22 protein-coding genes are annotated in these 21,449 nt (G+C 63.4%); 14 read left to right on the top strand and 8 right to left on the bottom strand.

The genetic code is table 11. The features are described 5' to 3' along the window. Position 1: 1 nt before the first annotated feature. Positions 2 to 373: a plastocyanin/azurin family copper-binding protein gene (locus tag I7X09_RS04320; RefSeq protein ID WP_095968914.1), complete on the bottom strand. Its 372-nt coding sequence runs from the start codon at positions 371 to 373 to the stop codon at positions 2 to 4. Between the two features lie 38 nt (positions 374 to 411). Here I7X09_RS04320 and I7X09_RS04315 point away from each other — a divergent pair, with 38 nt between their 5' ends. The 7 genes from I7X09_RS04315 (at position 412) to tsaD (ending at position 6,934) form a co-directional block, all read left to right on the top strand. Then, positions 412 to 1,845: an NAD(P)H-hydrate dehydratase gene (locus I7X09_RS04315; RefSeq protein WP_200315754.1), complete on the top strand. Its 1,434-nt coding sequence runs from the start codon at positions 412 to 414 to the stop codon at positions 1,843 to 1,845. Between the two features lie 55 nt (positions 1,846 to 1,900). Next, a complete protein-coding gene (alr, locus tag I7X09_RS04310; RefSeq protein ID WP_200315752.1) occupies positions 1,901 to 3,103 on the top strand; it encodes an alanine racemase in 1,203 nt (400 codons plus the stop codon). Further along, complete coding sequence (locus tag I7X09_RS04305; RefSeq protein WP_200315750.1) at positions 3,100 to 4,152, top strand: alpha/beta fold hydrolase; 1,053 nt, start codon at positions 3,100 to 3,102, stop codon at positions 4,150 to 4,152. The genes alr and I7X09_RS04305 overlap by 4 nt, the downstream gene beginning before the upstream one ends. Then, positions 4,142 to 4,633, top strand: a complete 492-nt coding sequence (gene tsaE, locus I7X09_RS04300; protein ID WP_200315747.1) for a tRNA (adenosine(37)-N6)-threonylcarbamoyltransferase complex ATPase subunit type 1 TsaE — start codon at positions 4,142 to 4,144, stop codon at positions 4,631 to 4,633. The genes I7X09_RS04305 and tsaE overlap by 11 nt, the downstream gene beginning before the upstream one ends. A gap of 78 nt (positions 4,634 to 4,711) precedes the next feature. Beyond that, positions 4,712 to 5,395 (top strand): tRNA (adenosine(37)-N6)-threonylcarbamoyltransferase complex dimerization subunit type 1 TsaB, encoded by a 684-nt coding sequence (tsaB, locus tag I7X09_RS04295; protein ID WP_200315740.1) that lies wholly within the window; start codon positions 4,712 to 4,714, stop codon positions 5,393 to 5,395. Positions 5,396 to 5,405: 10 nt separating this feature from the next. Further along, positions 5,406 to 5,900, top strand: coding sequence for a ribosomal protein S18-alanine N-acetyltransferase (rimI, locus tag I7X09_RS04290; protein WP_124566599.1), 495 nt, complete (start codon positions 5,406 to 5,408; stop codon positions 5,898 to 5,900). Further along, the gene (tsaD, locus tag I7X09_RS04285) at positions 5,897 to 6,934 is read left to right on the top strand and encodes a tRNA (adenosine(37)-N6)-threonylcarbamoyltransferase complex transferase subunit TsaD (RefSeq protein WP_200315738.1); all 1,038 of its coding nucleotides are present in this window, start codon (positions 5,897 to 5,899) and stop codon (positions 6,932 to 6,934) included. Before rimI ends, tsaD begins: the two co-directional genes overlap by 4 nt. Positions 6,935 to 6,952: 18 nt before the next feature. Here tsaD and I7X09_RS04280 read toward each other — a convergent pair whose 3' ends face one another. After that, a complete protein-coding gene (locus I7X09_RS04280) occupies positions 6,953 to 8,542 on the bottom strand; it encodes an Hsp70 family protein (protein WP_200315736.1) in 1,590 nt (529 codons plus the stop codon). 161 nt (positions 8,543 to 8,703) lie between these two features. Between I7X09_RS04280 and I7X09_RS04275 the strand changes: the two genes are divergently transcribed. Then, a complete protein-coding gene (locus tag I7X09_RS04275; RefSeq protein ID WP_200315734.1) occupies positions 8,704 to 9,264 on the top strand; it encodes a potassium channel family protein in 561 nt (186 codons plus the stop codon). A gap of 109 nt (positions 9,265 to 9,373) precedes the next feature. On the opposite strand, the gene I7X09_RS04270 is transcribed toward I7X09_RS04275, so the two are convergent. Beyond that, positions 9,374 to 11,089 carry a TIGR03767 family metallophosphoesterase gene (locus I7X09_RS04270; protein WP_200315732.1) on the bottom strand — a complete coding sequence of 572 codons (1,716 nt, stop codon included), beginning with the start codon at positions 11,087 to 11,089 and terminating at the stop codon, positions 9,374 to 9,376. Positions 11,090 to 11,322: 233 nt separating this feature from the next. On the opposite strand from I7X09_RS04270, the gene groES reads away from it, so the two are divergent. After that, complete coding sequence (gene groES / locus I7X09_RS04265) at positions 11,323 to 11,622, top strand: co-chaperone GroES (protein ID WP_003940763.1); 300 nt, start codon at positions 11,323 to 11,325, stop codon at positions 11,620 to 11,622. An 86-nt stretch (positions 11,623 to 11,708) separates the two neighbouring features. Beyond that, positions 11,709 to 13,319: a chaperonin GroEL gene (gene groL / locus I7X09_RS04260; RefSeq protein WP_003940715.1), complete on the top strand. Its 1,611-nt coding sequence runs from the start codon at positions 11,709 to 11,711 to the stop codon at positions 13,317 to 13,319. A 76-nt stretch (positions 13,320 to 13,395) separates the two neighbouring features. Here groL and I7X09_RS04255 read toward each other — a convergent pair whose 3' ends face one another. From I7X09_RS04255 to I7X09_RS04240, 4 genes are all read right to left on the bottom strand, one after another. Continuing rightward, positions 13,396 to 14,133, bottom strand: a complete 738-nt coding sequence (locus I7X09_RS04255; RefSeq protein ID WP_200315730.1) for an anti-sigma factor — start codon at positions 14,131 to 14,133, stop codon at positions 13,396 to 13,398. A 1-nt stretch (position 14,134) separates the two neighbouring features. Continuing rightward, positions 14,135 to 14,803, bottom strand: coding sequence for a sigma-70 family RNA polymerase sigma factor (locus I7X09_RS04250; RefSeq protein WP_124566533.1), 669 nt, complete (start codon positions 14,801 to 14,803; stop codon positions 14,135 to 14,137). Positions 14,804 to 14,891: 88 nt separating this feature from the next. Further along, positions 14,892 to 15,557, bottom strand: a complete 666-nt coding sequence (locus I7X09_RS04245) for a fasciclin domain-containing protein (protein WP_007728616.1) — start codon at positions 15,555 to 15,557, stop codon at positions 14,892 to 14,894. Positions 15,558 to 15,722: 165 nt separating this feature from the next. Further along, positions 15,723 to 16,019, bottom strand: a complete 297-nt coding sequence (locus I7X09_RS04240; RefSeq protein WP_003940939.1) for a WhiB family transcriptional regulator — start codon at positions 16,017 to 16,019, stop codon at positions 15,723 to 15,725. A 653-nt stretch (positions 16,020 to 16,672) separates the two neighbouring features. On the opposite strand from I7X09_RS04240, the gene I7X09_RS04235 reads away from it, so the two are divergent. The 3 genes from I7X09_RS04235 to I7X09_RS04225 all read left to right on the top strand — a co-directional run bounded on the left by I7X09_RS04235 (position 16,673) and on the right by I7X09_RS04225 (position 19,167). Beyond that, positions 16,673 to 17,491, top strand: a complete 819-nt coding sequence (locus I7X09_RS04235; RefSeq protein WP_234036794.1) for a hypothetical protein — start codon at positions 16,673 to 16,675, stop codon at positions 17,489 to 17,491. Positions 17,492 to 17,666: 175 nt separating this feature from the next. Further along, positions 17,667 to 18,245 (top strand): sigma-70 family RNA polymerase sigma factor, encoded by a 579-nt coding sequence (locus tag I7X09_RS04230; protein WP_003940953.1) that lies wholly within the window; start codon positions 17,667 to 17,669, stop codon positions 18,243 to 18,245. Then, positions 18,229 to 19,167 (top strand): anti-sigma-D factor RsdA, encoded by a 939-nt coding sequence (locus tag I7X09_RS04225; RefSeq protein WP_442800585.1) that lies wholly within the window; start codon positions 18,229 to 18,231, stop codon positions 19,165 to 19,167. The genes I7X09_RS04230 and I7X09_RS04225 overlap by 17 nt, the downstream gene beginning before the upstream one ends. An 87-nt stretch (positions 19,168 to 19,254) precedes the next feature. Here the strand turns inward: I7X09_RS04225 and I7X09_RS04220 are convergent, their stop codons facing one another. Beyond that, entirely contained in the window at positions 19,255 to 19,659 is a 405-nt protein-coding gene (locus tag I7X09_RS04220; protein WP_095968927.1) for a DUF5319 domain-containing protein, read from the bottom strand. A 244-nt stretch (positions 19,660 to 19,903) separates the two neighbouring features. On the opposite strand from I7X09_RS04220, the gene guaB reads away from it, so the two are divergent. Next, complete coding sequence (guaB, locus tag I7X09_RS04215) at positions 19,904 to 21,427, top strand: IMP dehydrogenase (RefSeq protein WP_020723641.1); 1,524 nt, start codon at positions 19,904 to 19,906, stop codon at positions 21,425 to 21,427. Positions 21,428 to 21,449: the final 22 nt, after the last annotated feature.

Below are 21,449 nucleotides of genomic sequence, written 5' to 3'. Positions count from 1 at the left end.
ATTACGGCGCTTGAACGACGACGGTTCCGCGCATCTCGGGATGCGGTGTGCAGGTGTAGTCGTAAGTTCCGGGTTCGGTGAACGTGTAGGTGTAGGTTCCCGATTTCTTGAGCGGACTGCGGAGTTTGCCCTTCGCGTCGCCGAGGCCGTTGACGTCGTGGGCCATTCCGTTGTCGTCGAATACCCACGTGACGGTGTCGCCGACGTTCACGGTGAGGGAAGCGGGGGAGTACGCCATCCCGGAGATGGTCACCACGGGTCCGCTCGCCGTCGTTTCGGCCGCAGATGGTGTGGTGTCTGTGCTGGAACTGCACCCGACCAGACCGAGGGCGAGGACGAGTCCCGCGATTGCCGGGCGAAGACGTGATTTCATGGTTCCGAGGGTAGCGACGGCAACTGAAGGGTTCCGACATGCGTGGGTACTACACAGCCGATCAGGTGCGAGCAGCGGAGGCGCCGCTGCTCGACAAGCTGCCCGACGGGGTGCTGATGCGTCGAGCGGCCTACGGCCTTGCGCGAGTCGTCGCGGACGAATTACGTTCCCGTACAGGATCGGTCGCGCATCGGTCGGTGACGCTTCTGGTCGGTACCGGCGACAACGGCGGTGATGCCCTGTGGGCGGGTGCGTTGCTCCGCAAACGAGGTGTGAGCGTGCGGGCCGTGTTGCTCGATCCGGCGCGCGCTCATCGGGCGGGCCTCGACGCTCTCTTGAAGGCCGGTGGCCGAGTCGCTGCCGACGTCGGGTCCCCGGATCTGGTGATCGACGGCATCGTCGGGATTTCCGGACACGGCGGTCTGCGACCTGACGCGGCTGAACTCGTCGGCCATGTGGATGCACCGATCGTGGCGGTCGATCTTCCGAGCGGCGTCGACGCGAACACCGGCTCGGTGGACGGCCCGTCGGTGACCGCTGACGTGACGGTCACATTCGGCGCGCTCAAGCCCGTACACGTACTCGCGGCTCCGTTGTGTGGTCGTGTCGAACTCGTGGACATCGGATTGAACGTCGGCGAACCCGAGTTCGGTTCACTCGATCCGGCGGAAGTCGGTGCGCTGTGGCCGGTGCCCGGCCCGGGGGACGACAAGTATTCGCAGGGTGTGGTGGGCATCGTTGCGGGAAGTGAGCAGTATCCCGGCGCGGGTGTGCTCTGTACCGGCGCCGCGGTGACCGCCACTTCCGGCCTGGTCCGCTACGCCGGGCACGGCTCCGCCGAGGTGCTCGCCCGGTTCCCGGAAGTGATTGCCAGTGAGACGTTCCACGCCGCGGGGCGGGTTCAGGCCTGGGTGGTCGGCCCCGGCATGGGTACTGACGACGACGCCGCGCGGCTTCTGGCGTCGGTGCTGGCTACTGATGTACCCGTTGTTGTCGATGCGGACGGACTCACCCTCCTCGCTCAGCGTCCCGAACTTGTCGCAGCCCGCACCGCGCCGACATTGTTGACGCCCCACGCCGGCGAGTTCGCACGATTCACACCCCTGGGCGACGACAGAATCGCGTCCACACGTGCTCTCGCCGAGCGCCTCGGAGTCACCGTTCTGCTGAAGGGCCGTACGACGGTGATTTCGGATCCCGGCGGTGAGGTCCTGGTCAACGACGCCGGCGGCTCCTGGGCGTCGACCGCAGGCTCGGGCGACATCCTCTCCGGTGTGATCGGCGCGTTGCTGGCGGCGGGACTGAGCCCTCTCGAAGCCGGGGCCGTCGGGGCGCGGGCTCACGCGTTGGCTGCGAATATCGCCGCTGCCGGCGATCAGAGCGATGTCGCCGGAGCACCGATTTCGGCTTCGCCCCTGCTGGGAGGTCTGCGCGAGTCGGTGCGTGTGCTTCGCTCTTTTGCCCTTGATTGAGGGTGTTCAAACCCGAACACGTGTCCGATTCTGCGTGGGTGGCAGGATTGTCGCCATGACGCTTGCCCAGGGAAGAGCACCGAAGGAGCCTGCCGAGGGGAAGGCGAGCCGACTCGAAGACGCAGTAGGGCCGCAGACGGAGGCAGTCGTCGATCTGGACGCGATCGCGCACAACGTGCGTGTTCTGCGTGAATTTGCCGGGGACGCCGCGTTGATGGCGGTCATCAAGGCGGACGGATACAACCACGGCGCAGTTGCGGTGGCGCGAACGGCGCTCTCGGCCGGAGCCCGGGAACTCGGCGTCACCACCATCGCGGAGGCATTGGTTCTTCGCGAGGCAGGCATCACCGCTCCCGTCCTGGCCTGGCTGCATGGCGTCGACGCCGATTTCTCCTCGGCGATCCGATCCGATGTCGAGATCGGCGTGTCCTCGCCGCGACACCTGGCTGCTGTCGTCGACGCGGCACGGGTTCTGGGACAACCAGCGACGGTGACGCTCAAGGTGGACACCGGTCTCAATCGCAACGGCGTATCGAGAACCGAGTGGCCGAAGATGCTCGACGACCTCGCAACTGCCCGGGACGAGGGCACGATCAGGCTGCGCGGAGTGTTCTCCCATCTTGCGCACTCGGACGAACCGCATCACGACGTCATCGACATGCAGAAGCAGCGTTTGATCGACGCGGTTGCCGACGTCCGCGCTCGCGGATTCGAACCCGAAGTGGTTCATCTTTCCAACTCCGCCGCGACAGTCACCCGTCCTGACCTGCAATTTGACATGGTTCGGCCCGGAATTGCGATATATGGATTGTCTCCGGTGCCCGAACTCGGAGATTTCGGTTTACGACCGGCGATGACGCTGCGAGCGAAGGTGATTCTGGTGAAGAAGGTGGCCGCCGGAGAGGGCGTCTCCTACGGGCATCAGTGGGTCGCACCGCACGACACCACTCTTGCGCTGCTTCCAGTCGGCTACGCCGACGGTCTGTCTCGTTCACTCAGCGGCAAGTTCGAAGTGCAGTTGGGCGGTAAGCGTCGCCAGGCCGTCGGGCGGATCTGCATGGACCAGGTATTGGTGGACCTGGGGCCGGACGGCGACGGAGTTCGCGAAGGTGACACCGCGATCTTCTTCGGCAACGGCGATCAGGGCGAACCCAACGCGCAGGCCTGGGCCGATGTACTCGACACGATTCACTACGAGGTCGTGACCGGAATACGTGGACGCACTGTGCGTACGTACATCGGGGGAGAGACGTCATGAAGACTGCAGGAAAGATGAGCATTCTCGGTGGCCTGCTCAGCGCTGTGGCGCTCGGCTCGATGGCCGGCGTGAATGCATTCAAGACCGCGACGCGTCCGGGCCGGGAAATCTACGCGGACGAGGACTTCGACCTCATGACGCGCGACCGCAAGAGCACTGTGCGCACCGAGGACGGCGTCGAGCTGGCAGTTCGCGAAGTGGGACCGGATGACGCTCCGCTGACAGTCGTTTTCGTGCACGGGTACTGCCTGAGTGCGCTGTCCTGGCATTTCCAGCGCCGCCAGCTCGAAGAGCGATGGGGCAACAAGGTTCGCATGGTGTTCTACGACCAGCGCGGACACGGAGATTCGGGCATGTCGCGTTCGAAGAGTTGTACGGTCTCGCAGCTTGGCCGCGACCTCGCGACTGTCGTCGAGGCCAAAGTGCCCAAGGGACCGATAGTTCTGGTCGGTCACTCGATGGGTGGCATGACGGTGCTCGCGCTCGCCGGTCAGCGACCCGAATGGTTCGAGGGACGAGTCATCGGCGTCGGGCTGGTCGCGACGACGGCGGCCGGGCTGGCCGAGACCGGTCTGACCCGTAATCTGCAGAATCCGATCATCGACGGGTTCCGGTTGGCAGTGCGCACCTCGCCAGGAGTGGTTCAGCATGCGCGCGGCGCTGCGCGAGTACTGATCACGCCGATCCTGCGTGCGGCCTCGTACGGCACCGATGTCAGCCCGCGGCTGCATGAACTGTCGGACGGCATGCTCGACCGGACCTCGGTCGTGACCATCGTCAATTTCTTGCGGACGTTGGAACTGCACGACGAGTCCGCGTCCCTCGAGGTCCTCGCGAACACACCGGCAGTCGTGATCTGCGGCGATCAAGACATGATGATTCCGTTCATCAGCTCGAAGCGTCTCGCTGCCGATCTCCCCGAATCCGAACTCGTGCGAGTTCACGGGGCAGGCCATCTGGTGCAGCTCGAGTTCCCGGCGATCGTGACGGACGCAATCGACAAGCTCGTGCAGCGAGCGCAGGTAGAAGAGCGGTCCGATGTCGGCTGAGAACTCCACTGGACTTCCCGTGTCCGGACAGATCACGTTGGAAACGGCCGAAGATACCGAGGCTTTCGGCCGACGCTTGGCGGCGGGACTTGTTGCCGGCGACCTGGTGGTGCTGGACGGGCCACTCGGGGCAGGCAAGACCGCGTTGACTCGTGGAATCGGAGCCGGTCTCGGGGTACAGGGCCGGGTGACGTCCCCGACGTTTGTCATCGCTCGCGAGCATCGCCCAGGTACCCGCCCCGGCGGCGGAGTTCCTGTCGGCATGATTCACGTCGACGCATACCGGCTGGGTGACAGCGGACCGCACGCGCTCGATGAACTCGATGCCCTCGACCTCGACACCGACCTCACCGATGCAGTGGTGGTGGTGGAATGGGGTGGTGACGTCGTGGAAAGGCTCGTCGAACGACACTTGCGAGTGCAGCTTCGTCGGGAACCTGAATCTGATGTGCGGACGGCCAGCTGGATCTGGACGTCGTGAAACGGCGTTTGATGTTCCAGACGTCGTGACCCTCCCGGGCCGGAAGTAGTTCTTCACGTGCGGGTACCCTGAGAAATCGTGCTTGTTCTCGCAATTGACACCTCCACTCCGGCGGTCACTGCCGGAGTCGTCTCCCTGTCGGCTCCGTCACCGGACACAGAGACATCGGACGCAGTGTCTCCGGACACAGTGGAGACGCTTGCCGTGCGTGTCACGGTCAATCCTCGTGCGCACGCCGAGGTCTTGACCCCTCACGTCCTCGAATGCCTCGCCGAGGCAGGGGTCACTCCGGCAGAGTTGAACGCCGTTGTCGTGGGTGTCGGGCCGGGGCCGTACACCGGACTGCGCGTCGGCATGGCGACAGGCGCTGCCTTCGGTGATGCACTCGGTGTTCCCGTGTACGGCGTCTGCAGTCTCGACGCCATCGCGGCTGCGGTACCGACCACACAGAGCCTGCTCGTCGTGACTGACGCGAGGCGTCGCGAGATCTACTGGGCGCGCTATGACGGAGGGGTGCGCGTCGAAGGACCGGCAGTGAATTCCGCCGGCGACGTTGATCCTTCGCCTTCGACGCTGATTGCCGGATCCGCTTCGCACGTGGACTTCTTCGATCTGCCCGTCGACCCGGCGGAAACACCGTCACCGGCCGGGTTGGTGACAGTCGCTGCTCGCGAGATTCTGGCCGGCTCGGTTCCGGCCCCGCGGGAGCCGCTGTACCTCCGACGCCCGGACGCGAAGACCCTCGCAGAACGTGGCAAGTGAGACAGAGCAGATGAAGTACAGCATCGAGCCGATGAACGTCGATGACGCCGAACGGTGCGCGGAGTTGGAACGTGCGTTGTTCGCGGGCGACGGTCCCTGGAGCGCGCAAGCATTCGTTTCGGAACTTGCCGGCGCACATAATCATTACTTCGTTGCGAGAGAACCAGACGGTCACGTCCTCGGATACGCCGGAGTTGCCTTGTTGGGGGCGTCGCCGAACATGGAGGCCGAGGTTCACACCATCGGTACGGATCCCTCGACTCAGCGACTGGGAATCGGCGGCGCGTTGCTCGATGCGCTTCTGGCCCTGGCGGATTCACGGCAGTGCCCGGTGTTCCTGGAAGTGCGCACCGACAACGAACCTGCCATCGCGCTGTACCGGCGCGAAGGATTCGAGATCGTCGGAACACGAAAGAAGTACTACCAGCCCAGCGGGGCAGATGCGTACACGATGAGACGGCCCGCCGTGCTCGGTGTCCGCGAAATTGAGGAGCAGCAAGCATGATCGTCATGGGTGTCGAAAGCTCTTGCGACGAAACAGGTGTCGGCATCGTTCGCTGGAACGGTGACGGAACCTGCGACCTGTTGGCCGACGAGGTGGCATCGAGCGTGGATCAGCACGCCAGATACGGGGGAGTCGTTCCCGAAGTGGCCTCACGGGCTCACCTCGAGGCGATAGTACCGACGATGCGCCGCGCTCTTGCGGCCGCCGGTATCGAGAAGCCCGACGCACTTGCCGTCACCATCGGACCCGGCCTGGCCGGCGCGCTGCTGGTCGGTGTCGCCGCAGCGAAAGCCTATGCGGCAGCATGGAACATCCCGTTCTATGCGGTCAATCATCTCGGTGGTCACGTCTCGGTGGACACTCTCGAACACGGTCCGTTGCCCTCGTGCGTCGCCTTGCTGGTCTCCGGTGGTCACACGCACCTGCTTCACGTCGAAGATCTGGGCAAGCCCATCGTCGAGCTGGGAACGACTGTCGACGACGCCGCCGGCGAGGCCTTCGACAAGGTGGCCAGACTGCTCGGACTCGGCTTTCCCGGCGGACCGGCACTCGATGCTGCAGCGCAAGAGGGGGATCGGAACGCGATCGCCTTCCCTCGCGGCATGACGGGGCCGCGCGATTCGCGGCACGACTTCTCGTTCTCGGGACTCAAGACGTCCGTCGCCCGCTATGTCGAATCGAAAGAGCGCGCAGGCGAGACCTTTTCGATTCCGGACATCGCCGCCTCGTTCCAGGAAGCCGTTGCCGACGTCCTGACGATGAAGGCAGTGCGTGCAGCCAAGGACGTCGGGGTCGACACCTTGGTCCTCGGCGGCGGCGCCACGGCCAATTCACGTATTCGCTCACTCGCCGAGCAGCGCTGCGCCGAAGCCGGCATCACGTTGCGCATTCCGAAACCTCGACTCTGCACGGACAACGGCGTGATGATCGCTTCGTTGGCCGCCCACCTGATCGGAAACGGCGCAGGCCCTTCGGAATTGAGTGTCGCCACGGACCCGGGGCTGTCGGTCTCGATCAGCCAGTTGATGCGCTGAGAATCGACCGACCGAGAATCAACCGACTGGGACCGGTTCCCGATCCGGTGTGGTCGCGGGACCGGTTTCGGGCATCGAGGTATTCGGTTCACCGGGCTTAGTCGTCGGATCACCACCGCCGGGGGTCGTGATTTCGGTTTCGGTGGAACCGCTTCCAGGGTTTTCCGGCGTCGTCGGGTTTTCTCCGCCACTTTCGCCCGGGCCGATACCGCCGCCGGGGTTCGCCTCGGTCGGATCGACCGGAGGCGTCGCCTCGGTGTCCGGGAGCGTCGGCCACCACGCCGGTGGATCGGGCAGTGTGACCCCTGGGATGGTCGGCCAACCCGGTGAGGTTGGTGTGGTCGTCGGCGGCGTAGTTGTCGTCTCGCTGTCCGGGATCGGCGCAGGCGGAAGTGTGTACTGATGTGTTGTGTACGAGTGCGTGTCGTAGGGCTGTGAGTCGAACGGCGTTGTGGGATAGCCGTACTGCGGGAACGTGCTGCCTGCTACCGAAGGTAGAGGATCATGCGAGGGGATGATCGTCGATCCGGTGCTCGTCGTCGCTTCGGGGCTCACCGTCGTCGTGGTCGAACCGGTTCCGACAGGCGAGACCGCGGTGTCGTCGGTCGGAACCAATTCCTTTGCGCCGTAGCCGAGTACCAGTCCGCCGACCACGAGCGCACCGATCAAAGCGCCCGAGACCTTGGCGGTGGATCCGGAGCGCTGGTCACTTCCGGAGCCCAGCAGGGGGAAACGAATTGCGGTGATCGAATCTGCCAGGAGTGCAGCACCTTTGGTTGCCGCAGTCTCGGGCTCGACGATCTCGACCAGTGGGAGATCGACGGCAGCGGCGACGGCGGACCGCACGGCCGGAATGTGTGCGCCACCGCCGATGAGCACAACGGCTCCGACGGGCCGCGGTGAGCCGTTCACGACTTCACGGATGAAGGTGACGGCGCGCTCGATATCCGGGGCGATGATGGCTTCGAACTCGTCGCGCGTGATTGCCATGGCGTCGACGGGAAGGTCGATGGTCACCTTGGTGGCAGTGGACAGTTGCTCCTTCGCGACGTGGCACCGGGCGGAAAGAAGTTCCGCGTCGGTGTACCGGCGCAGGTGCCCTGGCGCCTTCTCGGTCACGAAGTCGACCAATGCCCGGTCGATTCCGGCCCCCGCGAGGGCGTCGATGCGGTCGGAATGCAGAACTTCACCGGTGTGGTCGACGACGGACACCGTCAGACCCTGATCGCCGACGTCGACCTGAGCTGTCGTGTCGTACCGCTCGGTTTTCCCGGTCTCGGCGAGATACGCGTGTACTGCGGCAGGTTCAGGGATGGCACGGACCTGCTTCGGCGAGCGCGAGAGAGATGACTTGATGCTCGCGAGCTGGTCGTCGGTGCGATAGCTGACACCGATCGAGCGCGGCGCTTCAGATCCGTCCGTTACCTGCGTCGTCATCAGCTTGATGGATGCTCTGACGAGGTCACCGACGTTGGAATTGGCCTGATCCGCCGAGACGAAGCGAGTCTCGGCAGGCACGGCGCCTGGCGCGTTTGTGCTGGTATCGGTGTCGACGAGTGCTGAATAGACACCGGAAGATCCAGTGGAAATTCCCAGTGAACAACTCATCGCACACCTCCTCACAGTCAATGCCGGTCAATGTTCAATCGACCGCCGTTATATGAACGTTACAGAAGGTTCGTGAGGATTGCTCATTGCTTTTCGTCTCCGTGACGTCCTTTTCGGACCGAAAGGGTGGTTTTACCTGCGAAATTGTCGATCATTGATTCATGCGGAAAAAAGGCGATTCTCCCCACATCGACCGGGATCGACGACGCACGCTGATCCGGGGTGCACTGCTTCGACCCACGCTGACGATGATCGCCTTCGGATGTGCGTACTTCTTCCTGCCGTGGATCGATGTCCACACCGTGGGTGCGATTTTCCTCTTGATCGGTGGAGGAGCCGCGGTGCTTGCCGTAACGACCTGGCAGGTGCGTCGAATTCTGCGTTCCGATGTGCCCTCTCTGCAGGCGGTCGAAGCAGTGGCGGTCGTGATGCCGACCTACTTACTCTTGGTGTCCATCACCTATTTTTCGGTCGAGCATGCGAGCGTCGGCAGTTTCACCGAACCGCTGTCGCGTATGGCGGCCCTGTACTTTTCGCTGTCGGTGTTCTCGACCGTCGGCTTCGGTGACATCGCTGCACAGACGGACCTTGCCAGGGGACTCGTGAGCCTTCAGATCGTCTGCAATCTGGTGTTGATCGGATTCGGAGTTCGATTCGTCGTTGCCGCAGTGTCGTGGGCGAAAGCGCACAGCTCGCCTTCGAGCGGACCAGAAGTCACCTAGGACACTGAAGTCACCTAGGACACTGAAGTCGCCTAGGACACTGAAGTCGCCTAGGACACTGAAGTCACCGGGGACCCTGAAGTCACCCAGGACACTGCGGCACACGGAGTCATCGTCCGGTGTGGACCAACAATTCGACGTTCTGGTCGACGCCGGCACCCGTCAGCTTCGGGTCGCGGTGGATGTCGTTGAACGACAGTTCGCGGTACAGCGAGGCGAGTCCGGCCGCCGACTTGTCGCTGTGGTCGACGGAATTGGGGCTTTCCGCTTCGAAGAGCGTCGCAAGCAACGACACCGTTCCGTCGTGGTTGTCCGCGATCTCGATGATGCGCCCGAGCTGCGGGTAGTCGATGTGAGAGGCGGTGTTGATCTCCCAGAAGCCCTGCTCGGGGGTCGCGCCGGGCCACGGGGTGATCTTGTTCTCGTGGGTGTGTCCGTTGACCCAGGCAAGCACGTTCGGGAAACGATGCAGCAAGTCGAGAAGCTGTGAACCGCGCAGGCGCGGCTCGAGGACGTTCTCGGGGTCGGGAACGAGATTGTCCATCGTGTCGCTCGTGTGGTGACTGAACAGCACGAAATACGTGTCGCTGCGCGACTCGGTGACACGAGAGCCCGCGGCGTCGTAGTAGGTGCTGCTGCCGGCGCGCAGGGTGTTCTCGATCCACTGGAACTGAGCGGCGCCCAGCGAACCGTCGACAAGGCCTGCGCGGTTGGTGGAGTCCATGCTGATACCGACGACGCCCGGTGCGATCTGGAACGAGTAGTAACCGATACCGGTTTCTCCGGCGTCGGGAGCGAAACCGTGCCCGACGGGACCGGGACCGGTGTGCGCGGGGTCGAGATGTGCGGCGATGAACTGCCGGGGTGTGAACGGCGCGCGCGACGGGTCGGGGGTGACCTGGCGCGGCGGCGTCGTGAAGGCGGACAGGATTCCGGGAATCGCGCTGGGATCGAACTTGGTGGCGACGTCGATCTGCTTGGCCTGCTCCGGTGAACCGGGCACCTCGAATTTGAGAGATCCCGTGTACATCGCTTCGAGCGGCGGGATGCCGCTGGGCACCGTGCCGGACACCGAATCGTCGTGGTTGCCGAACACGCAGTACCAAGGGGTGTTCAGGCCGGGGCTCGACACGGGAGTGAAAGCGGCACCGAAGAAGTCCGGGATCTCCGGGAAACCGGCCTTCTTGTACATGTCGAGCATCGGTGACTCGGGGTTCCAGTAGAGATCGGCACCCGAGTTCTGCACGCCCTCGTAGCGGTCCTTGGCACCGGTGTTGGCGACGACGGTACCGCCGTTGAGTGAGGTGAGGAACCAGTCGAGTTCGGCGAATTCCTTGTTGTCGGTGTTGTCGCCGGTGGTGACGACGGCATCGAAGGGGCGAGAGGTGTGCGGGCCACTGCCGATCGAATTGACGCGTCGGACAAGCGAAATCAACCCGTGCGCCGTCAAGGTCTCCTGGGGGCGGAACGCCGAGCCGGTGATCTGATGGACGTATTCGAAGCGCATGGGGGACTGGGCGTCGACGATGTGGACGTCGGTCAACTGCACGAGTGAGGCGAGCGCGGTGCGTCGGTCCTCGCGTCCCGACTTCGGCTCGGCCAACTCGCTGCGCACGATGTTCGCCCAACCGGGCCCGGCGGTGAGCTTGGTGTAGCCGCTGCTGCTGACGGGGGTGGACACGGACTCGAGAGTGGTGCCGGGGCCGGACGTCGGAATGGTCGACGCGCCTGCGTATTGCAGGCCCCACGGCTTGCCAAGGCTGACCGCGCCGACGGCGCCGAGTCCGGCGAAGGTCAGAAAACTACGGCGATTGATGTTCGTCACGAAGTGAACAATAGGTGAACGTGGTGGACGGCTGTCCTGTTTCGCTCTGGACGAAGAGAAAAATGCGCCCAGTCCTTGAGGGTTGGCACTCTCACGTATAGAGTGCCAATTGGCGCTGATCGAGTTCCGGCACCCGCGACGACGGGACTGCAGTGACGCGCCGTAAACGGCATACCCAAACAGCTGTCCGAGGATCGCCTCGGACGCACATACCCCAAAGTGGAGGGCTCATCGTGGCGAGCGTCAACATCAAGCCGCTCGAGGACAAGATCCTCGTCCAGGCCAACGAGGCTGAAACGACGACGGCTTCCGGCCTGGTCATTCCTGACACAGCCAAGGAAAAGCCCCAGGAGGGCACCGTCGTTGCAGTCGGCGAAGGCCGCGTCAACGAGCAGGGCAACCGCATCCCGGTCGACGTCAAGGAGGGTGACACGGTCATCTACTCCAAGTACGGCGGAACCGAGATCAAGTACGCCGGCCAGGAATACCTGATCCTGTCGGCACGCGACGTGCTGGCTGTCGTCTCCAAGTAAGACACACGTGATCCGCCCCGGAGTCCACACAGGATCCCGGGGCGGAATGCGTTCACGCCCCGAAGATTCAGGAGCTGACAGAACAGATGTCCAAGCAAATTGCGTTCAACGAGACCGCACGCCGCGCTCTCGAAGCCGGAGTCGACAAGCTTGCCGACGCCGTCAAGGTGACCTTGGGCCCGCGTGGACGCCACGTCGTGCTCGCCAAGGCATTCGGCGGCCCCACCGTCACCAACGACGGTGTGAGCATCGCCCGTGAGATCGAGCTCGAAGATCCCTTCGAGAACCTCGGCGCACAGCTCGTCAAGAGTGTCGCCACCAAGACCAACGATGTTGCCGGCGACGGCACCACCACCGCGACCGTTCTGGCCCAGGCCATCGTCCGCGGCGGACTCAAGAACATCGCAGCGGGCGCGAACCCGATGGCTCTCGGCGTCGGCATCAACGCCGCAGCCGACAAGGTCGTCGAGGAACTGCTCGCCGCAGCCACCCCCGTCGAAGGCGAGAAGTCGATCGCTCAGGTCGCCACCGTTTCCTCGCGTGACGAGGAGATCGGCAAGCTCGTCGGCGAGGCACTCACCCGTGTCGGAACCGACGGCGTCGTGACGGTCGAGGAATCCTCCACCGTTGCAACCGAACTCGTCGTCACCGAAGGTGTGCAGTTCGACAAGGGCTACCTCTCGCCCTACTTCGTCACCGACATCGATGCGCAGAAGGCCGTCTACGAAGACGCGCTGATCCTGCTCTTCCGCGAGAAGATCAGCTCGCTTCCCGACTTCCTCCCGCTGCTCGAGAAGGTTGCCGAATCCGGCAAGCCGCTCTTGATCATCGCCGAGGACGTCGAGGGTGAAGTTCTCTCCACCCTGGTGGTCAACTCCATCCGCAAGACCATCAAGGCCGTTGCCGTCAAGGCGCCGTTCTTCGGTGATCGTCGCAAGGCATTCCTCGACGACCTCGCAGTCGTCACCGCCGGCACCGTCATCAACACCGACGTCGGCCTTTCCCTCAAGGAAGCCGGCCTCGAACTGCTCGGCAGCGCTCGCCGCGTCGTCGTCACCAAGGACGAGACGGTCATCGTCGACGGTGCAGGCACCGCTGACGACATCGCGACCCGCGTCGCACAGCTGCGTCGCGAGATCGAGAACACCGATTCGGATTGGGATCGCGAGAAGCTCGAAGAGCGTCTGGCGAAGCTGTCCGGCGGCGTGGCCGTCATCAAGGTCGGCGCAGCCACCGAAACCGATCTGAAGGAACGTAAGTTCCGCGTCGAGGATGCGGTCAACGCAGCCAAGGCAGCAGTTTCCGAGGGCATCGTCCCCGGTGGCGGATCGGCTCTCGTCCAGGCCGGTACGGCACTGATCGGGAATCTCGGCTTGACGGGTGACGAGGCCACCGGCGTTGCCGTGGTCCGTGAAGCCCTCAACGCTCCGTTGTTCTGGATCTCCAGCAACGCAGGCATCGACGGTTCCGTCGTCGTCAGCAAGGTCGCCGAGATGACCAAGGGCGAAGGCTTCAACGCCGCCACCCTCACCTACGGAAACCTGCTTGCCGACGGCGTCGTCGACCCGGTCAAGGTCACTCGCTCGGCAGTGGTCAACGCCGCTTCCGTCGCGCGCATGATCCTCACCACCGAGAGCGCCGTCGTCGAGAAGCCGACCGAGGAAGTTGCCGACACCGGACACGGTCACAGCCACTGATTCGCTGCTCGTAGTTTCGACAAAGAAGAGATCCCCCGCCGGATTCCGGTGGGGGATCTCTTCTTTCGTCTGGCGATCAGATGAGCGGGATCGTCGCGAACGGCTCGCTGGTGGGCTGCTGCGATCCGCCGGGCGGTTCGACCGTGAATGCCAACTTCGTGTTCGGGCCGATGCCGTCGAGCACCACCTGGGTAGTGGGTTTGACGTCGCCCGGAGCCATCGTCCCCATCGGGATCATCGTGGTGTCGTCGGTGTCGCCCGGCACCAGCCACATCTGGTAGACGGTATCCGGACTCGGGGGAGTCACATCGTTCATCACGAGGACTGCGGCATCCTCGGAGGGCGAGAACAGCGTCGTGGCACTACCGCCGCCCGGGATTTCACGCGTCGTGGCATGAACGTCGGGTGCTGCCATGATTTCGGACGCTGCGTTCTGCGGCGGAGTGTTGTCGGACAGCGTGCGTCCGATTCCGATGCCGCCGACCAGGATTGCGACTGCGGCTGCCGCGGCAAGTGCAACGGTCCACGGACGTCGACGATTACGGCGCTCGGCCAGCGAGATGGGGGCGTCGGCAGCAGTCGTCTGTGCCGAGATCGAGGCGAGGACGCTACTACGCAGTGACGGCGGGGGCTCGACGGCGTCGACGACGGTCATCGCGGCCATGGTTTCGGCGGTGAGTCGGACCTGCGCGTCGAATTCGGCGCGGGTCGCGGAGTCCGAAGCGGCGAGGCATCTGTCGACCTCACGGCGCTCGTCGAGGTCCAACGCATCGATCGCGTAGGCGTACGCGTAGTCGATCAGCTCTTCGTCCATCTCACATCACCCCCAAACATCCACGTAGGCGCAGTAGTCCGTCGCGAATTCGCGACTTGATCGTGGGAATCGCCACGCCGAGATCTTCGGCCACTTCGCGGTACGTTCGGCCGCCGTAATAGGCGAGAGTCACCGATTGGCGCTGAGTGTCCGTCAGCGTTTCGAGACAGTCCGTGACAGCACGATGCTCGTCTCTTCGCGTCACTTCGTCGCTGACGACGTCGAACTCGGGAGTGGCATTGGTGGTGTCGTAGAGAGCCTGTCGATCCGAACTCGACTGTTCGGAGCGCACGCGATCCACCGCGCGTCGGTGGGCAAGAGTCAGAAGCCAGGAGAGTGCGGACCCCTTGGCGGGGTCGAAACTGTCGGCCGATTTCCAGGCTTGGAGGTAGACCTCTTGGACCGCTTCCTCGGAGAAGCCTGGATCACGGAGTACACGAAGAACCATGCCGTAGACGCGGGAGCTGGTTCGGTCGTAGAACTCGGCAAAGGCGTTCTGGTCGCCACCGGCGACGCTCGCGAGGATCACTGCCAGCTCGCGTGATTCCGCGATTCGAGCGGTGCGGGCCGCAGAATTGTCCGTCGGGCATGCGTCGGCCGCATCCGACGCATGGTCTGGCTCGCTCACGAAGAGTTGTCTCGCTTCATCGCGTACAACCGTAGCGTGCATGTCCGGTTCTTTTCTCTTGGCCCGCCGTTGGCCGCTGTGCGCCTTTATTAACCGCGGGGGGTTAGTAAAGGCGCACAGCAGGTGGGGACTACTGCGGCATCAGCACCGAATCGATGAGGTAGACGGTGGCGTTTGCAGTCTTGACTCCACCGCAGACGACAGTTGCGTCGTTGACCTTGATGTTGTCTCCGGATCCGGTGACCGTGACCGTTCCGCCCTCGGCGGTGGGGTGCGTTCCGTCGATCGCGTCAGGGGCGATCTGGCCGGGAACCACGTGGTAGGTGAGGATCTTGGTCAGTGTGGCGCTGTCCGTCTTGAGGCTGTCGATCGTGGCGGGGTCGATCTTCGCGAATGCCGAGTCGATCGGTGCGAAGACGGTGAACTCGCCGCCGTTGAGGGTGTCGACCAGGTTGACGTCCGGGTTGAGCTGGCCGGAGACAGCCGCGGTCAAGGTGGTGAGCAACGGATTGTTGGATGCCGCTGTGGCAACCGGATCCTGGGCCATTCCGCTGACCGATCCGGCGCCGCTCGGTACTGCGGCTGCATAGTCGGCACAACCGGCACCGACCAGATCAGAAGCGGGCTCTGCCATCGCGCTGCTGGGAGACATGCTCGATCCCATTGCAGAAGACGTCATGGCGGCGCTCGAGGTGTCGGTCGACGAATCGTTGTCGTCGGAGGAGCAACCGACGACGCCGAAGACGGCGAAAGAGGCTGCTGCGGTGACTGCCAGAACTCGAGTAGAGGTGTTCATGGGTCTGCCTTCCTGAAGGGATGTGCTGAGGTGCACTGTCAGAAGGCATTCGGAGTCGGTCGTCGACAGGATGGGTCGGAGTCGGAAATTCTTTTCAGGAGCTGACGTAGACAAGCAAAGGCCCCCGAAAACTCTCGGGGGCCTGGTGCACTCGACCTGCGCGTATCAGGAAGCTATGCGGGTGGTGCGACGGTGGCGCGCATGTAGTTCACGTTCGGTTTCCGACATTCCTCCCCAGATGCCGTACGGCTCGGCGACGGTCAGCGCGTGGCTGCGGCACTGCATCAGTACCGGGCACTGACGGCACATCTCTTTTGCGCGGGTTTCGCGCTGGGCACGTGCTCTACCGCGTTCGCCATCGGGATGGAAGAACATGGAGGAGTCGACTCCGCGGCACAGACCGTGCATCTGCCAGTCCCAGATGTCTGCGTTGGGGCCTGGAAGGTGATTCGGTGCAGGCATGTTGACTCCTTACTGCAAGCTCGCGTTGATCAACGAGCGGACCAAGTTGCCCGGAGGTTATCCGGGCCTTCTGAATCGTTCACGCTTGCTAACCGTAAGGGTGCTGAGTAAATCGCGTCAATAGGCTTGTTCAGTGGCGATCGGCATATATCGAAATACGAGAGTTAACGAAGTATATATTTACATTTCGGGCCCCTCATGCGTTGTGCTGTGCCGATGTTGATATCGGGTCGATCGAGGTGGTGGGCGGCGAGCCTGGCTGCTCGAGATGCGAAACCCACAGATCAGGGATATGTTTGCTGCTGATCGCCCGGCGAAATCACTCAGTCATTCGGCTCGGTTTGCGTCATTTGTCCGATATTGCGCAGGCGGGATAGTGTGCCATTTCGGGACTTAGTGCCCAAGTTTCAACTAGGACATCTGTCCAATAAGTAATGCACAGTTAACGTCACGGATATATGCCCGTTAAATATCATTACGAGTACATTCGGCAAATCTCAGTTGAATATCTGATTAACTCCGACAAACTTGCCATTTCGTGTTTCTGTGCGATTTTTGGCATCGGTCGAGCGCTTGTCTGGCGGTGCTGCTGCCATGATCTACCTGTGTCGACACCTGCGCCCCCTGGACCATCTGCGCCCACCGGATCATTTGTGCCCTCTCAAGCAGCTGCACGTCCAAGCACTCTCGAGTCCGCCGCGTTCGGGGCGGATCCGGATCTCGACCGCCTCCCGGTGCCGAGTACCACCCGGGAGTGGTGGACAACAGCAGTAATTCTGGGTGGGCAGGGGCATTACGCCAGAGCGCGGGCCGCATTGGATGTCCTGGATCGGCGCACTTCGGGGTTCTCGGCGCATTCGGATCGAGTCCTTGCCTCTCTGTCTGCCAGCACGAGGGCGTCGTTTCTTCGCCAGAGCGGACGCCATGCACTCGCGTCGACGTGGGACGGTCGCGCACTGGCGATCGTCGGCGGCCTGCAAGACGATCCAGAGGCCGCCTGTGACGCTCTGACCGGTCTGGCTGCGGATGCGCTCGGCTGTGGCCGGCTCCCGCTCGGCTGGCGCCTGCTGGCGCAGTGTCGGGCGCGTCTGGGTGAAGAGGCCGGGCTGTGGCGGCAGGAAATTCGGATCGAATGGGTCTCGGCGGAACTCGCACTGGCGGGAGGTGACTTCGCGCGCGCAGGCAGACACGCAGAACGCGCCGTCGAATTGTCGGGGGAATCGGAGTCTGTCCGGCACCGCGTGAAGTCGGATCTACTGCTCAGTGCCACTTTGACCGGAACAGACCCAAGCGCGGCCGTGGAGTTGGCGACGGATGTGCTTGCGCGGTGTCAGCGATACGGTCTGCTGCCCCTGGCCTGGGCGTCGTCGTTGTTGATCGAGGGCGTGAGTGGTGGGAGGACCTCGCCGAGCGCTCGTGAGATCGGCGATCTGATCGCGATGCGCGGTGGATTACTCCTACCTTTGTCGTAATTGCTCCGCCGAAGTCGCCTGCGAACGATTCCCGCAGGGCTGTTTCGTTATCGCGACTGCTGGGCGGGCATGCGGAGACCAGCCGGTCCGGATGGTTACTCTTAGAGGGTTCCGCTGAGAGCGGGAGCACACCCGCTCGGGAGGTGCCACTGTAACGCCAGGATTTTCGCTGACGATGACAAATACGAGCGATGAGTTGGACACCGCGGTCGCCGCTGCTGCGCAGGGCGACCGTACAGCTCTAGCTTTGGTTCTGGAGAACATCCGACCGATGGTGGTGCGCTACTGCCGCGGTCGAGTGGGTGCGGCCGAGCGGGGACACCTGTCCGCTGACGACGTCGCACAGGAAGTGTGTCTGGCCGTGATGACCGCGCTGCCGCGTTATCAGGACCAGGGACGCCCGTTCATGGCCTTTGTGTACGGAATTGCGGCACACAAGGTTGCGGACGCACATCGAAGCTCCGCCCGTAACAAGTCGGAGCCCGTTTCCGAAGTACCGGATGTAATAGCACTGGATGATGGTCCCGAACAACGAGCACTTGATTCGGAGTCCAGCAGACAGATGCACGAACTGCTCGGCACACTTCCGGAGAAGCATCGAGAAATCTTGATACTTCGCCTGGTGGTCGGGATGTCGGCCGAGGAAACGGCCGTCGCCGTCGGTAGTACCGCCGGAGCTGTACGAGTCGCTCAGCACAGGGCGATCGCGAAACTGAAAAAAGAAGTGACGAAAGCAGGTGAGAGCTTTGGCTAGAGACGAGGGGCGTGACGCTTCGAATCTCGGTGATCTCGCCGACGACGGTACGCCAGTGGACTTGGCTGCGGTTCGGCGTGACGATGCGCTGATCGAATCCATTTCGAGTGGTGGACCGGTAGCAACCGATAGCACCGAACAGTACGAACTTGCGTTGATTCTCTCGCAATGGCGTGACGATGTCGTTGCGACTCCGATGCCCGAGGGTCCGTTGTTGGACGATGTCATCGCTGCAATCACAGCGACGCCGTCCGGCTTCTCCGATCGTCAGCGTTCACGTTCCCGTTCCCGACTGCGCGTGGTCCGCCCGATCGCCGCCGCAGCAGCTGTCGCAGCAGTGGTCTTCGGTGGCGCCACGGCGATGGCATACGGCGCCCAGCCCGGCGATGCCCTCTGGGGCGTCAAGGAGGTCGTCTTCGCCGACGAGGCCAACTCGACGGTTGCGAAGATCGACACGACATCCGAGCTGGAGAAGGCCGAGCGTCTGTTGGCTGCCGGGGACATTCCCGCGGCAAAGATGGTGCTGGACAACGCAGCTCACCGTGCCGATGCGGTCAAGGACTCGCAGGACAAGACCGACCTCGTCGAGCGTTGGGGCAAGTTGATGACGCAGGTCCAGGAGACCACGTCACCCTTGGCGCCGCCGCTGACGACCGATCAGCAGTCCTCGCTTGCCACCTCGCCCACGGCGATTCCGGGGACTTCTGTCAACCCGGCCAACCCTCAGCAGCCTGGCGGCGCAACCACGACGACAACGCCCGACCCTGGAATCATGCAAGCGCCTGGGCCAAGTGCGGCGTCGTCCACACCGTCATCGTCGCCCACGGCAACCACCACGACAACGACGACCACAACCACGACAACGACCTCACTGGCCCCGGCCTCGTCGCCGTCGGGTGATTCTTCGTCACCCCCGCCCTGATCGCATCGTTCCGATCCGAGTCAAACGAAAGTGGCCGACAAGCAATTGCTTGTCGGCCACTTTCGTATGAACTCGGTGGGGTTTCGCTCAGCTGTCGAAACCGTCGCCGTGCATCGCCTCGTTCATCGACGCGTCGGCGTATCCGCGGCAGTAGTCCCACGTGACATATGCCTCAGGCATCGGGTCGTAGGCGGGCTCGTGGGGGCGGACGGTTCCGTCCACGAGGAGCTGCAGCAGGTTTGCGCGCAGCATGTCCCAGTCGTGGTAATGATCTTGTTGGCAGTCCTCGCAGCACACTACGAGACCGCGGATGCCGCGGTGAGCGAGGAGTGCCTCGTAAACGGCGAGGTCAGCGAGATCCTCCTCGACCGCTTGGCGTTCATGGGAGTCGAGTGGTTGACCCGGCTCGATGGCATCGAGAGCCGCGGAGGGGTCAGCTGGGTCGCCGGCGAAGGGATCTGGCGGCAGACCGGGGGGCAGTTGATCACGCACAGCACCACGGTACGCAGGTCAGGGGGGTCAGCGCCACTTGTTACGCGTACCCGCAGCGTGGGTGGGATGGTTCGGACCTTTGAGTGAGCCGATACCATGGTGTGCAACGCCGGGAAAAGGTGCCAGGAATTTCTTTCCGTGTAGGCGCCTTCTATCCGATATCCAGCTTTTCGTAATCCGTTTCGAGGCGGCTGCTACAGCGGTCGCCCTGGGCGAATCTAGGTCCATGGAGGGTCCTGACCGCATGAGTAGTTCTGCAGGACATGTACACACCGGAGGAGACGACCCCAACAAGGTCGCGATGCTGGGACTGACATACGACGACGTGCTGCTGTTGCCTGCCGCGTCCGACGTCATCCCGAGCCAGGTCGACACGTCCAGTCAACTGACCCGCGACATCCGTCTGCGGATTCCGTTGGTCAGCTCTGCGATGGACACTGTCACCGAGTCGCGCATGGCCATTGCGATGGCGCGCGCCGGCGGTATGGGAGTTCTGCACCGCAACTCGTCCGTCGAGGTTCAGGCAGGACAGGTCGAGACCGTCAAGCGCTCCGAGGCCGGCATGGTGACCGACCCCGTCACGTGTAAGCCGACCGACACGATGGGTGAGGTCGACGCGAAGTGCGCTCGCTTCCGCATCTCGGGTCTCCCGGTCACCGACGACGCCGGCCAGCTGGTCGGCATCGTCACGAACCGTGACATGCGTTTCGAGGTCGACCAGAATCGTCCGGTCGTCGAGATCATGACCAAGATGCCGTTGATCACCGCTCAGGAAGGCGTCACCGCGGACGTAGCACTGGGCCTTCTCCGTCGGCACAAGATCGAGAAGCTGCCTATCGTCGACGGCAACGGCAAGCTCACCGGCCTGATCACGGTCAAGGACTTCGTCAAGACCGAGCAGCATCCGGACGCCACCAAGGACCGTGACGGTCGGCTGCTCGTCGGCGCTGCAGTGGGTGCCGGTGACGACGCCTTCCAGCGTGCGATGGCGCTCACCGATGCCGGTGTCGACGTCCTCGTGGTGGACAGTGCACACGGGCATTCGTCCAACGTTCTCGACATGATCGCCAAGCTCAAGCGTGAACTGGGCGAGCGGGTTCAGATCATCGGTGGCAATGTCGCTACGCGCGCTGGTGCCCTGGCTCTCGTCGAAGCCGGCGTCGATGCAGTCAAGGTCGGAGTCGGCCCTGGTTCCATCTGCACCACTCGCGTCATCGCCGGTGTCGGTGCCCCTCAGGTCACGGCCATCCTGGAAGCGGTTGCCGCGTGCAAGCCGCTCGGTGTGCCCGTCATCGCCGACGGTGGACTCCAGTTCTCCGGTGACATCGCGAAGGCTCTCGCCGCGGGTGCGTCGACGGCCATGCTGGGCTCGCTCCTGGCCGGTACCGCTGAATCGCCCGGCGAACTGATTCTGGTCGGCGGCAAGCAGTTCAAGAGCTACCGCGGCATGGGTTCGCTCGGCGCGATGCAGTCGCGTGGCGAGGCCAAGTCGTACTCCAAGGACCGGTACTTCCAGGACGACGTACTTTCCGAGGACAAGTTGGTTCCGGAAGGCATCGAAGGACGCGTTCCGTTCCGTGGCCCGCTCTCCCAGGTGACGCATCAGCTCACCGGTGGTCTGCGCGCTGCCATGGGTTACACGGGGTCGGCGACGATCGAGCACCTGCAGAACGCTCAGTTCGTCCAGATCACGGCGGCCGGTTTGAAGGAAAGCCATCCGCACGACATCACGATGACTGTCGAAGCACCCAACTACACCGCTCGTTAGCAACCAGTACACGAGAAAGGGG

It is taken from the genome of Rhodococcus sp. P-2, assembly GCF_016598535.1.
In the GTDB taxonomy this organism is placed as follows: Bacteria; Actinomycetota; Actinomycetes; order Mycobacteriales; family Mycobacteriaceae; genus Rhodococcus_F; species Rhodococcus_F baikonurensis.
Note: the sequence above shows the minus strand (reverse complement) of the source record. Positions and strands in the feature narration are given on the sequence as shown.

Coding starts and splice junctions, on each gene's coding strand:
- I7X09_RS04320 (WP_095968914.1), bottom strand. CDS start 373: ATGAAATCACGTCTTCGCCCGGCAATCGCGGGACTCGTCCTCGCCCTC.
- I7X09_RS04315 (WP_200315754.1), top strand. CDS start 412: ATGCGTGGGTACTACACAGCCGATCAGGTGCGAGCAGCGGAGGCGCCG.
- alr (WP_200315752.1), top strand. CDS start 1,901: ATGACGCTTGCCCAGGGAAGAGCACCGAAGGAGCCTGCCGAGGGGAAG.
- I7X09_RS04305 (WP_200315750.1), top strand. CDS start 3,100: ATGAAGACTGCAGGAAAGATGAGCATTCTCGGTGGCCTGCTCAGCGCT.
- tsaE (WP_200315747.1), top strand. CDS start 4,142: ATGTCGGCTGAGAACTCCACTGGACTTCCCGTGTCCGGACAGATCACG.
- rimI (WP_124566599.1), top strand. CDS start 5,406: ATGAAGTACAGCATCGAGCCGATGAACGTCGATGACGCCGAACGGTGC.
- tsaD (WP_200315738.1), top strand. CDS start 5,897: ATGATCGTCATGGGTGTCGAAAGCTCTTGCGACGAAACAGGTGTCGGC.
- I7X09_RS04280 (WP_200315736.1), bottom strand. CDS start 8,542: ATGAGTTGTTCACTGGGAATTTCCACTGGATCTTCCGGTGTCTATTCA.
- I7X09_RS04275 (WP_200315734.1), top strand. CDS start 8,704: ATGCGGAAAAAAGGCGATTCTCCCCACATCGACCGGGATCGACGACGC.
- groL (WP_003940715.1), top strand. CDS start 11,709: ATGTCCAAGCAAATTGCGTTCAACGAGACCGCACGCCGCGCTCTCGAA.
- I7X09_RS04255 (WP_200315730.1), bottom strand. CDS start 14,133: ATGGACGAAGAGCTGATCGACTACGCGTACGCCTACGCGATCGATGCG.
- I7X09_RS04250 (WP_124566533.1), bottom strand. CDS start 14,803: ATGCACGCTACGGTTGTACGCGATGAAGCGAGACAACTCTTCGTGAGC.
- I7X09_RS04245 (WP_007728616.1), bottom strand. CDS start 15,557: ATGAACACCTCTACTCGAGTTCTGGCAGTCACCGCAGCAGCCTCTTTC.
- I7X09_RS04240 (WP_003940939.1), bottom strand. CDS start 16,019: ATGCCTGCACCGAATCACCTTCCAGGCCCCAACGCAGACATCTGGGAC.
- I7X09_RS04230 (WP_003940953.1), top strand. CDS start 17,667: ATGACAAATACGAGCGATGAGTTGGACACCGCGGTCGCCGCTGCTGCG.
- guaB (WP_020723641.1), top strand. CDS start 19,904: ATGAGTAGTTCTGCAGGACATGTACACACCGGAGGAGACGACCCCAAC.